Raw genomic sequence first — 12,849 nt, forward strand, 5'->3', positions numbered from 1 at the left:
CCGGCTGGCCCGCCCCGGTCGCGGCCGCGGTCGCCGCGCTGGCCCGGTCCCGTACGTACGTGGCCGGCGCACCGGCCGTCGAGGACACCACGAACAGTTCGGCGTCCTGGCTCGGGTCGCCCGGCGTGACGGTGAACGTCACCTGCTGGCCGGCGGTGAGGCACGAGTTCCAGACAGCGGCCACGTCACCCGTGCCCATCTGTCGCTTCGCGGTGTCGACCAGTGTCTGGCCGCTGTCGGCCAGCTCGATGGTGTACGCCCCAGTGCCGCTGACCCGGTGCATCCGCGGATAGTAGTCGCCGAGCGGGCGCCGCCCGGCTGTGGAGTCGACCGCGACGAAGTCCGTCACGTCGACGCCGAGCAGGCTCTCCTCCAGCCGCTGGGTCTGTGCCCGGTCGTCGAAGAGCGTCACGTCGTCGTCCGCGCCTGCCGGCGGGCGGACCGCGACGACCGACCATGCCTCGTGCCGCGTGTCGTACCGGAAGTTCTGGTCGTTCGGCGGCGTCGTGGCGGTCACCTCGGCGCCGTCGGTCAACCCCCGACGGAACCCGTAGTCGATCGTGTTCTGGAACAGCGATCCGAGCGCCTGGTCGCCGACCTCGTGGCCGTCCTGGCCGCGTGCCGACCAGTAGGCGGCGAAGCTGGTCACCCGGTGGTCCAGGAACGTGTCCCAGACGTTCGTCAGCGTGTCGCGGTAGGCGTCGGTGCCCTCGGTGCCGGTGTCCAGCAGGTCCCAGATCGCGCCAGCGACGCGGCCCTCGACCTGGTCGCCGTCGTCCCAGTCAGGGGTGCCCCAGGTCGCGGTGTCGATGTTGCCGAGGCCGGGCAGGTCGGGGTTGTTCAGCACGGCGGCGCCGAACCAGTCGGCGAAGCCCTCGGACCAGGCACAGGCCGGGCCAGACCGGCGGGTGACGTAGTGCGGGCTGCACTCCGAGCCGATCTGCGGGTAGTTGTCCTCGTAGACGTCGTCCATGACACCGTGGCCGAGCTCGTGGATCACCACCCACGGATTGCCCGGGTCGGCGGCGAGCAGCCGTACCTCGTCGTCGCCGGGGTCGTAGTAGGTGCCCTCGGTCGAGCCCGGCTCCCACTCGATGTCAATGTTCTGGCAGCTCTCGTCGCGCATGTCCCAGCAGTCGCCCGGCGTCCAGGCCAGCGCGTCGTCGGCGGTGTCATACGCGTGGAACGCCGGCATCTGCGTCGTGTCCGCGGTGTGCAGTTGTCCGTAGTCGTACGTGCGGCCGTTGCCCAGGTTGTCGCGGGTGGTGCTGCGGAACGCGTACGCGTCGTCGTCCGAGTCCTCCACCTTGTACTGCGTGCCCTCGGTGACCGCGCGGACGTACACGTCCTGACCACCACCGCCGATGCCGTCGTCGTTGCCGAAGCAGGCGCGATAGGCACCGGCGCCGTCGGTGAGCCCGGCCGCGAGCAGGTCGTCGCCGAACGAGTCGTCGTCCCACACCTGGTACTGCAGGTTCTTCGACGGGTGCCAGGCGCCGTTGTTGTCGCTGTAGTCGAAGCTGCCCGTGACGCAGGTGACCTGGGCGGGCGCCGCACCGGGCGACCGGATGTCGTCGCTGTGCGGCGCCGGCAGTCCGGCGGTGCTAGCGGGACGGTAGGGCACCGACGGGTTGGCCCGGACGACCGGCGTGCCGGCCGGAGTCTGTGCGGCCTCCGCGTCACCCTCGGCCTTGCCCAGTCGGGACTCGCGGTCCGTGGCGCCGATCGTGACCGGCACGTGGACCTCGTCGCTGCCGAGAACGGGCCCGCCGGCGGACGTCGCCTGCACCCGCAACACCGTGGGGCCGGTGGCCGTGGCGATCAGGTCGGTCTGGTAGCGCAGGACACGGCTGGGTGCCGCGTCGACGGTCGTGCTCAGTGTGGTGACCTCGCCGGCGTCGGACGGCACCCGCGACAGGGCCCGGGCCGCGGTGAAGCCGGCCGGGGTCGCGGCCGGGCGCAGAGCCGACGGAAGCGTGACCAGTACCCGCAGGTCGTCGATCGCCACCCGGGCATCGACGGTGACGGTGAGCCGGGCGGTCTGCCCGGTGGTCGGTGCCCGGTCGAGTGCTGCGGTGACCGTCACGCAGCGCAGCCACTCCGAGTGGGTCGGTGCGCACTGCGCCCCGATCTTCCCCGGGGTCGGCGCCGCCGGTGCTGCGGTGGCTGGTGTTCCGGCGCCGGCGACGATGATCAGTGCCGCGGCGGTGCTGGATAGCCAGGCTCTCGTACGATGACGCGGTGGCGTGCGGTGGTGCATGTGCCCTCCCCGTGGTCTGCGTTGCTCCGGTGGACGGATCGCCGACGGGGTGGACATGGTGCCGCTGGACGTCACCGCGACCGGTAGCCGCACGGCACGCAGGCGCTTTGAGCAGTTCGGTCTCGATCCCCGCATCGACGAACTTCGCTAAGCTACCAATGGATTAAGATCGACAGTCCCCGATGTAAGGCAGCTGACAGCCGGTGTGCTCCACCCGCGTGCGGGTTGCCGCTCCACGCCGGAGAAGATGTGGTCATGACCGATCCCGCACTGCCCACGCGCGTCGTCGTCACCGGGGCCACCGGCAAGCTCGGCCGTGCCGTCGTCGCCCACCTGCGCTCCGTGGGCGTCGACGTGCTGGCGGTGGACCGCGCCGGAGGCCGCGACCCCCGCGACGTGACCGGCGAATTCCTCCAGGTCGATCTGACCGACTACGGGCAGGTGGTGGAGGCGTTCACCGGAGGCGCCGACGAGCATGCCGGCGGTATCGACGCGGTCGTGCACCTGGCGGCGGTCCCGGCCCCCGGGCTGATGCCGAACGCGACCACGTTCGCCAACAACTCCGCGGCCACGTACAACGTCTTCGCCGCGGCCAGGGCGGCCGGGATCAGGCGGGTCGTCTGGGCGTCCAGCGAGACGGTCCTCGGGCTGCCGTTCGACACCCCACCGCCGTACGCGCCGGTCGACGAGGAGTACGCGCCGCGCCCCGAGTCGACGTACTCGTTGAACAAGGCCCTGGAGGAGGAGATGGCGCGGCACTTCTGCCGCTGGGACCCGGCGCTGGTCATGGTGGGTCTGCGCTTCTCCAACGTGATGGACGTCGAGGACTACGCCCCGTTCCCCTCCTTCGACGCCGACCCGCTGCTGCGCCGGTGGAACCTGTGGGGCTACATCGACGCCCGGGACGGAGCCCAGGCGGTCGAGCGGGCCCTCGCCCACGACCAGCCCGGCGCCGACGTGTTCATCATCGCCAACGCCGACACCGTCATGACCAGGTCCAGCGCCAGTCTGATGGCCGAGGTCTACCCGGGCGTCGAGATCCGCAAGGAGCTGGGCGAGCACGAGACCCTGCTCAGCATCGACAAGGCCCGCCGGGTGCTGGGCTACGAGCCGCAGCACTCATGGCGAGACCACGTGGATCAGCTCTAGGTCAGCGAGCCGCCTGGTAGGCGCGGCCCACGGCGGTCGCCTCGCTGCCGGTGCGGAAGAGCCCGGTCTGATCCTTGTCCGTTGCCGGCAGGCCGAACCACGCGTACCGCTGAAGCCAGGACAGGCCGCCCAGCATCCGGGTCGCCGCGGTGAGGAACGCGGCCTGCTGTGCCTGGGTCGGGAAGCGAACGCCGTTGGAGAAGTCGATCAGGGCGAACTCGGTGAGCCAGACGGGCAGGTTGTAGCGGTCGTGCACCGCCTGGAGATACGACCTGAGCTGGTTGACGGCGTTGGCGGTGGTGAAGTCGCCGCCGTACCAGTGCAGGGCGATGAAGTCGACGCGGTACCCGCGCTGCTTCGCGCCGGCCATGAAGCGGTCGAGCCATTCGCCCGGCCGGTCACCGCCCCAGGCCACGGCGGGGCTGCCCAGCGGAAGGCCGGTCGCCTCCAGTTGCGGCCACAGCTCCAACGCCTGCTCCACGGTCATCTCCGCCTGACCCTTCAGGTCCGGCTCGTTGAACCCGAGCAGGTGGCTGCCGTTCTTTCTGGCCTGTTGCAGGTTGGTGGCGGTGACGCTCTTCGCCCCCCAGATCATCGGGACGAACTCGGCGCCCTTCGGGCTGGTGACGCCCGGGTGGGCCACGTCCCAGGTGTAGTACCAACTCGCCCCGGAGCTGGCCAGCGCCTGGTTGACGCCATCGAAGGTCCACACCCCGACACCCTTGCGCTTCGAGGTCACCACGGGTGCCGCCGGGGCGACCGTACGCCCGGTCGTCGGCTTCGCCGTCGGCGTCAGGGTCGGGGACGGGGTCGCTCCCGTCGGGCTCGGCGTGGCGACCGGCGTGGTCGCGGTGGCGGAGCTGGACGCCGGGTTGGCGCCCAGCGGCTCGTCGACGGACTGCGGGGCCGCTGCGGGAGCGGGCGTCGGCCCGGTGGGTTGGATCACGACGATCACCCCGGTCACCAGAAGACCGACCACGGCGGCCACGGCGAGCGGCCACAGCAGACGCCTCGCGCCGGTCGGGAGGCGGCCGGACAGCCCGCGTCGGGGGTCCGCGTGGACGCCCCGATTCCCCTTCGCGGCGTCCGTTGCACCCTGACCTGTTGCGCGCATCGTCTCGACTCCTCCGTGTGGTCGCATCGCTGTCCGATGCCGTGGTGGCGGCGGATCTTGCGACCACCTTCCCCTCAGGAGACTGGACGCCCGTACCGGGATAACAGTTTCTGCCCGGGTGAGCGGCCGGCCAGATCCGCCATCCACCGCAGAATCCCAGAAAGATGGATAAAGTACGCGTAACTGGATCACGCGGTCGGTTAGGGGGCTCGGGGGCGATGGCAAAGGGTCGGATCGCCGAGCACCGCCATCACCTCGGCCCGCCCGTGTCGGCGGCCCTGGCCGGCTGAGCTGTCCCGCCGTCCGTGTTGACGCGCATCGGGTCCCGTGGGCTCGGGGACAGCAGGAGCCCGAACTCGGCGACCGTCCTGGAACTGCTGTTCGACATCGTGTACGTCTTCGCGCTGGCCCGCCTCGCCGGGCGGGTCGCGGACGACCTGACCATCGTCCGGCACACGCTGCTGTCCGAGGCGGGCCAGACGGTGCTGTTCTTCACGGCGATGTGGATGATCTGGTCGCTCAACGCCCTGCTGGCGAGCACCTACGACCCTCGACGCCCCGATCTCCAAGTCGTCCTGCTGGCCACGATGTTCGGCACGCTGGTGCTGGCCGTCACGTTGCCGCAGGCCTTCGGCCAGCGCGGCGTCGTCTTCGCCTGCACCTACGTCGTCATCCAGGTCGGCCGACCGCTGTTCCTGTCGTTCGCCCTGCGGGGCCACCCGGTGCACGCGTTCGCGCTCCGGGTGCTGACCTGGCACCTGGTCACCAGCGTGCTCTGGATCAGTGGCGGCATCAGCGGCGGTCTCGGTCGAGGCATCTTCTGGACCATCGCGCTAGCCATCGAGATGATCGGCGCCGCCACCACCTACCCCCTTCCCCGCATCGGCGGGAGACAGCTCAACAGCATGGGGGTCACCGTCTCGGAGGCGCATCTCGCCGAGCGGTACAACCAGTTCTTCATGATCGCTCTCGCCGAGGTGGTGCTCGAAGCCGGCGCCGCGGTCAGCTTTCCGGGCTTCTCGACCGATGGGACCATCGTCCTCGTCGCCTCGTTCGTGGCGGTGGTCTCGTTCTGGCGGATCTACTTCTACCACGTCAGGTCCGGCCATGCCTCGACCCCGAGCGGTGAGGGGGTCCAGCTGTCGCCGTGGGCGAGCTACAGCCTGTTGTTGATCGTCGGTGGCATCATCTGCACCGCCGTCGGCTTCGGGCAGGTCATCGAGGACCCGCACCCGCCGATCGACTGGGCTCTGGTGGTCATCATCTTCGGCGGCCCGGTGCTGTTCCTGATCGGGCGCAGCTCCCTGGAGCGGGCGAGCAGAACCACGCCGCGGTGTCGGGTGCTGTACGTCGGTGCGGTGACGCTGGCCTTGGCGGCGGTACCGATGGTGTTTCTCCCGCCGGTCGCCGTGGCGGCCCTCGCAGCGGTGATCCTGGCCGGCATCGCCGTCTTCGACCAGCGGGCCCACAAGCGAGGGTCGGAAACCAACCCGACTCTGTGACAACCCGTTGCGGGCCGGCGACCGATCGGCGTATGTTCTTCCGGCACGCCGTCGAGCCGAGGGGAGGTCAGAACAATGTCCGATGTTCTGCGCCCCCTCCGCGCTCCGGCGTCCGCACGGATCTGATCCGGGGCGCTCGCTTCCCGGAGGACCACGCCATGACTGATCTGGTCATCCGTCCGCTCGTCGCGGGCGAGGAAAACCTGTTCGACTCCATGCCTGATCCGCTGCCCCAACTGCGCCAGGTCGGCTACGCCGACGGGGTCGCCGGTGGCGGCTATCGGCCCGAGACCACCTGGGTCGCCCTGCGCGACGGCCGGGTGGTCGGTCGGGCCGCCTGGCTCCTCCCACCGGGCGCCGTCGGCGCGCCCTGGCTGGACCGGTTCGATCTGGACGCCGAACCCGAGGTCGGCGCCGAACTGCTGCACGCCGCCCACCAGGCGCTGGGTGGCCCCGGCCTGTACTACGCCGCGCTGCCGGCACACTGGCGGCGCCGCCCCGAGGTGCGGGCCGTGGTGGAGGCGCCGATGGCCGCGGCCCGGCTCGCCGGCCTGGTCGAGCGGGGGGAGCGGCTCCGGTGCTCCTGGACGGGCACACCCCTTCCGGCGTCCTCCGGACGGTACGACTTCCGTCCGCCGGTCGACGCGACGGAGGCCAACGCCCTGGTCGCCAGGATCGACGAGCCGGACGTGCTGACCGGCGTCGAGACCGCACGGGTGGTCAGCGGCGTCGACCTCGCCACCGACCCTCTGGGCTGGCTGGGGGACGGAGTGGAGGGATGGCGCGTCGCGCTGGACGCCGGAGAGCCGGTGGGTCTGGTCGGCACCGCCGGGGACGCCTGCTACCCACTTCTCGTCTACCTCGGTCTGCTCGACGAGGCGGCCCGGCCAGAACTGTTGGTCGAGGGGGTCCGGCTGCTGGCCGACGGTGGCGCCCGGGAGGTCATCGCCGACGTGGACGCGCGGCGGGTGGCGGTGCTGGCCGAGCTGGAACGGACCGGGTTCCGGCAGTTGCGCACCAGGGTCGTCTTCGCGCCGGCGGACCAGCAGGAATAGCGGATCGGGGGTGCGCCCTGTCACCGGGGCGCACCCCCGCACCGGCGCCGACCGCTAGCCCTGTCAGCATCGGGCCATGCTCATCGTCGGCGTACTGGCGCTGGTCGTGGCGGCCGTCGCCGCGCTCTGCCTGTGGCGGTCGCTGCGCCGTGAGCCCTCGGTCGCACCGGCGCGGCCGCTCGACTTCGACACCGCCGTCCGTGCCGCCGAGGCCGTCATCGCCGCCGAGGCGGCTGACCCGGAGGTCCGGCCGGAGTCGCACAGCCGTCTCCTGAGCCACGGCTCCCGCACCGGCAGGGCCGTGTTGCTGCTGCACGGATACACCCTCGCGCCCGACCAGTACGACGAACTGGCCGAGGAGTTCTTCGACCGCGGCTACAACGTCTGGGTTCCGCGCGCTCCGCAGCACGGCACCGTCGACCCGCGGGCCCACCACCGGGTCCAGGCCGACGAGCTGACGACGTACGCCGCGCGGGCGTTGGCCGTCGCCGAGGGCCTGGGAGACGAGGTGGGCGTCGTGGGGATCTCCGGCGGTGCCGTCCTGGCCGCCTGGCTGGCCCAGGTGCCGGGCACCGTCGTACGGCGTCTGCTGTTGCTGTCGCCGTTCTTCGGCCCGGACCGTCGGCAGGCGCCGGCCTTCGCGGTCCGACCGCTCATCATGTTGTACGGGGGCCGCATCCTCCCGGACCGTGTCACGTCGCGCGGTTACTCCCTCGCCGCCGTCACCCAGTACCTGAGCATCGCGCGTGCTCTGCCGAAGCCGCCACGACGGACCGGTCTGCGGACCGCGGCCGTCGCGATCAGCCCCCTCGACGGCGTGGTCGACCTCGGTGCGGCGGAGCGCGTGCCGCGCCTCATCGCCGACGCGAACGCGATTCCGCTCCAGGTCTGCACCCTGCCGGAGGCGTTGGGCGTCGGCCACAACACCCTCAACCTCACCGCGCTCGGCGCCGACGGGCCCGAGCTGCGCCGGCTGTACATCGCGCTCTACGAGGGGGAGTCGCTCCCCGGACCGTTCCCCTACCGGGTGGGCGGGGTGGCGCCGTTGAACACCGGCGGGGCGTAACCGGCCGGCTTGTCGCCGATGCCGAGGCCGGGGCTCACCACCCAGGACTGGTACTGCGGGGTGAACATGCTGTAGACCAGCCCGAGGTTCGGGGCGCTCGCCTCGTCGAGTCGCCGACGGGCGTCCGCCGGGATCTCGAAGTCGAGCGCGCCGAAGTTGCTGGCGAGCTGCTCGGGGCTGCTCGCCCCGACGACCACCGAGGCGACGGCGGGTTGGGTGGCCACCCAGTTGATCGCCACCTGCGCCATGCTGCGCCCGAGATCGGCGGCCACGCTCTCCAGTGCCTCGATCACCTGCCAGTCGCCGGGGCTGATCTCCCGACCCGCGGCGTCGGGGTTGGTCAACCGACCGGTGCCGCTCATACCCTCGCTGGTCCGGCGGTACTTGCCGCTGAGCAGGCCGCCACCGATCGGGCTCCACGCGGTGACACCCATTCCCAGGGTCTGGGCCATCGTCACGAACTCCGCCTCGATGTGCCGGGTGACCAGGGAGTACGGCAGCTGCACGTTGATCATTGGGGCCAGCCCGTGTGCCTCGGCGTAGCTCTGCGCCCGGGCCGCGTACCAGGCCGGTACGTCGGAGAGCCCGGCGTACCGGATCTTGCCGGCCCGCACCAGGTCGTCGAAGGTGTGCACGACCTCCTCGACCGGGGTGATCCGGTCCCAGGTGTGCAGCAGGTACAGGTCGATGTAGTCCGTGCCGAGTCGGCGCAGCGAGGCCTCCACCGCCCGCGTGATGTGCTTGCGACCGTTGCCGCTGGCATTCGGGTCGGTCGGGTCGACGGTGTTGGTGGCCTTGCTTGTCAGCACGAGCCGTTCGCGGACGCCGGCCCGGTCGATCAGGCGGCCGAGGATCTTCTCGCTCTCCCCGGCGGTGTAGAAGTCCGCCGTGTCGATGAAGTTGCCCCCCGACTCCAGATACTGACGGAAGATCGGCTCCGCCTCCTCCTCGGTCTTGCCGTAGGCGGCATGGAACCCGTCGACGCCGAAGTTCATGGTGCCCAGCGCCAGCCGGCTCACCCGCAGCCCGGACCGCCCGAGCAGGTAGTAGTGGTTCATCGTTGCGTCCTCTCGATCGCGCGTCGGCCCCGAGCGGGCCGTCCCAGACCTTTGCTCGGCAAAAATGGACCTGCAAGTCCAAAGTCCGCGCTAGCGTTGGACCGGCAGGTACGGACGCAGATCGGTGACGGGGGTCTCATGACACGGGCGTTGACCCGCAAGGGCGAGGCCACCCGGGCGCGGATCGTCGCAGGCGCGGCCGCCGAGATCCGCGAGCGCGGCGTCGACGAGGTACGCCTCGAAGACGTGATGGCCCACACCAGCACCAGCAAGGGGCAGCTCTTCCACTACTTCCCCGGCGGCAAGGAAGACCTGCTGCTCGCGGTCGCCCAGCACGAGGCCGATCAGGTGCTCATCGACCAGGAACCGATGCTCAGCAACCTGACGTCCTGGCCAGCCTGGCTGGCGTGGCGCGACCGGCTCATCGAGCGCTACCTCGCGCAGGGCGTGAAGTGCCCGCTCAACGGGCTGCTCGGTCAGACCGGCCGACGCGCGCCGGGCGCGCAGGCGATCGTGACCGGGCTCATGTGGCGCTGGCAGGCGGCCATCACCGAGGGCATCCGCCACATGCAGTCGACCGGGGACATCGGCCCGGACGTGGACGCCGACCGTGCCTCCGCGGCGCTGCTGGCCGGCATTCAGGGCGGCGTCCTGCTACTGCTCTCCACCGGGAAGATCGATCACCTCGAGGCGGCTCTCGACCTCACCATCGACTCGCTTCGGGCCAGCGCCCGGACGAGCGGAGAGCAGGAAAGGCGCGACAATGAATGACGACCGACCACCGCTGGTGCTGCTGCACGGCCTCACCTACGACCGGCGACAGTGGGACCCGGTCCGGCGCGAGCTTGCGGCAATCGACCCCGACCGGCAGGTCCTCACCCTCGACCTGCCCGGTCACGGCGACGCACCACGTCGGCAGTCCTACCGGATGGCGGAGGTTGCCGAGGTCCTGCACGACCAGGTGACCGACGCCGGTCTCGCGCAGCCGATCGTGGTGGGACATTCGGTCGGCGCGGTGGTCGCCACGACGTACGCGGCCCGCTATCCGGTGCGCGGCGTGGTGAATCTGGACCAGATCCTGCTGCCCGGCCCCTTCGGTGTGGCCGTACGCCAGGCGGAGTCGACACTGCGCGGCCCGGACTGGCGGCGGGTGTGGGACGGCATGCTGGCCGGGATGGGCATCGAGTCGTTGCCGGCCGAGGCCCGCGAGATCGTGACCACCGCGACCGATCCCCGGCCGGACCTGCTGCTGGGCTACTGGGGTGAGATCCTGCGCGGCTCCGACGAGGACATCGCCGCCGAGCGCCACAGTGATCTGCGGTCCATCGGTGAGCGCGGGATTCCCTACCGCTGGGTGACCTCGTCCGAGCCGCCACCCCGTTATCTGACCTGGCTGACGGAGACCCTGCCGGAGGTCGTGGTGACCGTGCTGCCCGGTAGCCACTTCCCGCACCTGGCGGAGCCGGCAACGATCGCCCGGCTGCTGGCGACCAGCTGAGAGGACGATCGGCGTGGCGGTCTACGGGGTCAACCGGTCGAGTCGGGTGAGCTCGGCGTCGCCGGCCCGGACCACCTCCGCGGCCAACGCGGTCGTCGCCGGGTGCACGCCGTTCCGCTGCTCCGCGGTGGCGACCCGCACTGCCTGTTGCAGGTGCGCTCGTACGTGCTGGCCTGCCAATCGTTGGAACGCGACACCGGTGACCGACCGCAACGTCGTCAACTCCTGCTCGGTGACCATGCCCGGCATGTCGTGGCCCTCGTGCGGGTTGGTCGCCGGGGCACCGGATTCGGCGAGCAGCCGTCGGGCGGTGCTGAGGCCGGCGCGGTGCGCCGTGCCGAGCCGGGCGGCGAAGGTCTGCCACGCGGGGTCGGTGGTGCGACCCGGCACCATGTCCAGCACCGGCAGAAGGCGTTCGTTCATCGCCACCGTCAGCTGAAGCCACGCGATGTCGGTGGGGCTGAACAGGCTGGCCGAGCCGCTGGGCGAGACCGAGCCGGCCAGTCCGGCAATCGAGGGTGCGGCGGTCGACGGTGCGGTCGTGGTCGGTGATCCGGTGGCGCAGGCCGTGACGAGCAGCGCCGCGAGGAACAGGGACATGGACGCGCTCACGAGGGCTCGCATCCGGCCTCCTCTCGCCCCCCGGACGGCGGGCCCGGCGTGACCGGACCCGCCTCCGTGGTGGGAGCCTGTCGGCTCAGATCGGTCGGCCGTCGTGACCGCACTTGATGACGGGACGAATGCAGTCCTGGACCCGACGGGCCATCTCCGCGACCGGCCAGGCGTTGAAGAAGTCACCGTGCATGGTGTAGCCCGGCCCGGAGGCGAGCCGGATCCGCGACGGGTCGCCGGTGACCGGGTATCGCAGCACCTGCCGCAACTTCGGCACGTGCACCGGGTGGGTGCTCGGGCAGGCCTGGTTCACCGGGTACGCCAGGTGGCTCTTGTGGTCCGGCGAGTCCAGGTCGCGGCCGTTCCAGCACTGCGGGAAGTCCAGGTACGACTCGAGCATCGTGCCGGACGGGCAGTTGACGAAGTCCTTCGACGGAGGCACGTGCCCGGCGTGCAGGCACGACCACCGGGCGGTGCTGTCGTTCGAGCCGGTGGCCTTCGCGTTGCCGGCGACGAGTCGCAGCCCGAGCGGGAACGGCTGGGTGTTCGCGACGACGTCGGAGCGTACGCCCTCGCCCAGGTAGTAGAACGTGGCGATCGCCGGCTCCACCGGCACGTTGTCGCGGTACAGGGTCGGCACCCAGTAGGACGAGACGTCCACCCGCGGGTTGCAGGTGCTGGGGGAGTTGACCAGGTCAGGGAGGGTGGTGTTGGCGTTCGTCACCGTGGCGCCGAAGAAGCTGTGCATGTGCGAGGCCCCGGGCAGCCCGGGGAAGATGATCGGGTCGTCCGGCAGCCGATGGCTGTAGGTGCAGTCGGCGGGGAACTCGGCAACCCGGATGGCGTTGGCGACCGGGGCGGCGTCGGCCCGCTCGGTGGTGGAGGCGACGTACGTGCCGAGTAGCACCAGCAGTGCGCCGATCGCCGTGGCGAGGCGCAGCCGGCGGTGGGTGCCGGAGAGGGGTGCGGCCCTGTCCATCGTGTGACTCCTGTCGGGGGACGGGCCAGGGACAGCTCCGGCGCCGCCGCCGAAGACATCGGAGATTGCCCTGGCCAGACTGGTGGTGGCCGGTTTGAGGCCGGTGCGAGAGAGCGCTCTCAGCAGGTCAAGCCTCACCCTGATGTCGAAACTTGTCAATACGTTCCGCAATTGGCGGAAATGAAAGACGACGAAGGGCCGGGCCCCGTGGTGGGGTCCGGCCCTTCGTGGTGTGTCGGTCGCGGTCAGCTGGTGGCGTAGCCGCGGGTGGCGATCCAGTCGGCGAGGTGCTCGACGCTGATCCAGTAGGAGGCGGTGTTCGGGTTGGCAGAGTCGGCGATCTTCACCGTCTCGCCGCCGTCGCGGTAGCCGACGACGCTGATGTAGTGCCCGCCCTCGAAGGAGTGGATAGCACCGTCGGTGTCAGTTGTGGTGCCGGCGATGTTGGCGACCACGGCCCGGCCGTCGTCAACAGTCTTGACGATGTCGGCGCGCAGCTTGTCGGTCTGCTTCGCGTCAGCGTCCGGGGTGCTGATCTCCACGGACCGGTAGGCGT

Annotated in this window: 13 protein-coding genes; 7 read left to right on the forward strand and 6 right to left on the reverse strand. The window is 70.9% G+C overall.

Features of this window, described 5'->3' with window-relative positions; all coding sequences use genetic code 11:
* Positions 1 to 2,086 (reverse strand): hypothetical protein (locus tag KBX34_RS31800; RefSeq protein ID WP_210928733.1); only part of this gene is annotated, 2,086 nt, incomplete at its 3' end.
* On the opposite strand from KBX34_RS31800, the gene KBX34_RS31805 reads away from it, so the two are divergent.
* Both KBX34_RS31805 and KBX34_RS31810 read left to right on the forward strand, forming a co-directional pair.
* Positions 2,076 to 2,237, forward strand: coding sequence for a hypothetical protein (locus KBX34_RS31805; RefSeq protein WP_210790387.1), 162 nt, complete (start codon positions 2,076 to 2,078; stop codon positions 2,235 to 2,237). The two genes, KBX34_RS31800 and KBX34_RS31805, sit on opposite strands and share 11 nt — an antisense overlap.
* A gap of 278 nt (positions 2,238 to 2,515) precedes the next feature.
* The gene (locus tag KBX34_RS31810) at positions 2,516 to 3,409 is read left to right on the forward strand and encodes an NAD(P)-dependent oxidoreductase (protein ID WP_210928735.1); all 894 of its coding nucleotides are present in this window, start codon (positions 2,516 to 2,518) and stop codon (positions 3,407 to 3,409) included.
* Position 3,410: 1 nt separating this feature from the next.
* Here KBX34_RS31810 and KBX34_RS31815 read toward each other — a convergent pair whose 3' ends face one another.
* A complete protein-coding gene (locus KBX34_RS31815) occupies positions 3,411 to 4,523 on the reverse strand; it encodes a glycoside hydrolase family protein (protein WP_247672469.1) in 1,113 nt (370 codons plus the stop codon).
* Between the two features lie 305 nt (positions 4,524 to 4,828).
* Between KBX34_RS31815 and KBX34_RS31820 the strand changes: the two genes are divergently transcribed.
* From KBX34_RS31820 to KBX34_RS31830, 3 genes are all read left to right on the forward strand, one after another.
* Positions 4,829 to 6,025, forward strand: a complete 1,197-nt coding sequence (locus tag KBX34_RS31820; protein WP_210928739.1) for a low temperature requirement protein A — start codon at positions 4,829 to 4,831, stop codon at positions 6,023 to 6,025.
* Positions 6,026 to 6,183: 158 nt separating this feature from the next.
* Positions 6,184 to 7,080: an acetyltransferase gene (locus KBX34_RS31825; protein ID WP_210928741.1), complete on the forward strand. Its 897-nt coding sequence runs from the start codon at positions 6,184 to 6,186 to the stop codon at positions 7,078 to 7,080.
* 76 nt (positions 7,081 to 7,156) lie between these two features.
* Entirely contained in the window at positions 7,157 to 8,146 is a 990-nt protein-coding gene (locus KBX34_RS31830; RefSeq protein ID WP_210928743.1) for a carboxylesterase, read from the forward strand.
* Here KBX34_RS31830 and KBX34_RS31835 read toward each other — a convergent pair.
* On the reverse strand, positions 8,101 to 9,204 hold the full coding sequence (locus KBX34_RS31835) for an aldo/keto reductase (RefSeq protein ID WP_141909882.1): 1,104 nt from the start codon (positions 9,202 to 9,204) through the stop codon (positions 8,101 to 8,103). The genes KBX34_RS31830 and KBX34_RS31835 overlap by 46 nt on opposite strands.
* A 138-nt stretch (positions 9,205 to 9,342) precedes the next feature.
* Between KBX34_RS31835 and KBX34_RS31840 the strand changes: the two genes are divergently transcribed.
* Positions 9,343 to 9,975, forward strand: coding sequence for a TetR/AcrR family transcriptional regulator (locus tag KBX34_RS31840; RefSeq protein ID WP_210790373.1), 633 nt, complete (start codon positions 9,343 to 9,345; stop codon positions 9,973 to 9,975).
* A complete protein-coding gene (locus KBX34_RS31845) occupies positions 9,968 to 10,702 on the forward strand; it encodes an alpha/beta fold hydrolase (RefSeq protein WP_210928745.1) in 735 nt (244 codons plus the stop codon). Before KBX34_RS31840 ends, KBX34_RS31845 begins: the two co-directional genes overlap by 8 nt.
* A gap of 21 nt (positions 10,703 to 10,723) precedes the next feature.
* Here the strand turns inward: KBX34_RS31845 and KBX34_RS31850 are convergent, their stop codons facing one another.
* From KBX34_RS31850 to KBX34_RS31860, 3 genes are all read right to left on the reverse strand, one after another.
* Complete coding sequence (locus KBX34_RS31850) at positions 10,724 to 11,326, reverse strand: DUF305 domain-containing protein (protein WP_210928747.1); 603 nt, start codon at positions 11,324 to 11,326, stop codon at positions 10,724 to 10,726.
* 73 nt (positions 11,327 to 11,399) lie between these two features.
* Entirely contained in the window at positions 11,400 to 12,293 is an 894-nt protein-coding gene (locus tag KBX34_RS31855; protein ID WP_210928750.1) for a DUF1996 domain-containing protein, read from the reverse strand.
* 245 nt (positions 12,294 to 12,538) lie between these two features.
* Positions 12,539 to 12,849, reverse strand: a 311-nt coding sequence (locus tag KBX34_RS31860) for a C39 family peptidase (protein WP_210928753.1), incomplete at its 5' end; no start/stop codon positions are given.

This window comes from Micromonospora sp. M61 (assembly GCF_018070245.1).
Lineage (GTDB): Bacteria > Actinomycetota > Actinomycetes > Mycobacteriales > Micromonosporaceae > Micromonospora > Micromonospora zamorensis.

Coding starts and splice junctions, on each gene's coding strand:
- KBX34_RS31840 (WP_210790373.1), top strand. CDS start 9,343: ATGACACGGGCGTTGACCCGCAAGGGCGAGGCCACCCGGGCGCGGATC.
- KBX34_RS31825 (WP_210928741.1), top strand. CDS start 6,184: ATGACTGATCTGGTCATCCGTCCGCTCGTCGCGGGCGAGGAAAACCTG.
- KBX34_RS31815 (WP_247672469.1), bottom strand. CDS start 4,523: ATGCGCGCAACAGGTCAGGGTGCAACGGACGCCGCGAAGGGGAATCGG.
- KBX34_RS31850 (WP_210928747.1), bottom strand. CDS start 11,326: ATGCGAGCCCTCGTGAGCGCGTCCATGTCCCTGTTCCTCGCGGCGCTG.
- KBX34_RS31830 (WP_210928743.1), top strand. CDS start 7,157: ATGCTCATCGTCGGCGTACTGGCGCTGGTCGTGGCGGCCGTCGCCGCG.
- KBX34_RS31835 (WP_141909882.1), bottom strand. CDS start 9,204: ATGAACCACTACTACCTGCTCGGGCGGTCCGGGCTGCGGGTGAGCCGG.
- KBX34_RS31810 (WP_210928735.1), top strand. CDS start 2,516: ATGACCGATCCCGCACTGCCCACGCGCGTCGTCGTCACCGGGGCCACC.
- KBX34_RS31855 (WP_210928750.1), bottom strand. CDS start 12,293: ATGGACAGGGCCGCACCCCTCTCCGGCACCCACCGCCGGCTGCGCCTC.
- KBX34_RS31845 (WP_210928745.1), top strand. CDS start 9,968: ATGAATGACGACCGACCACCGCTGGTGCTGCTGCACGGCCTCACCTAC.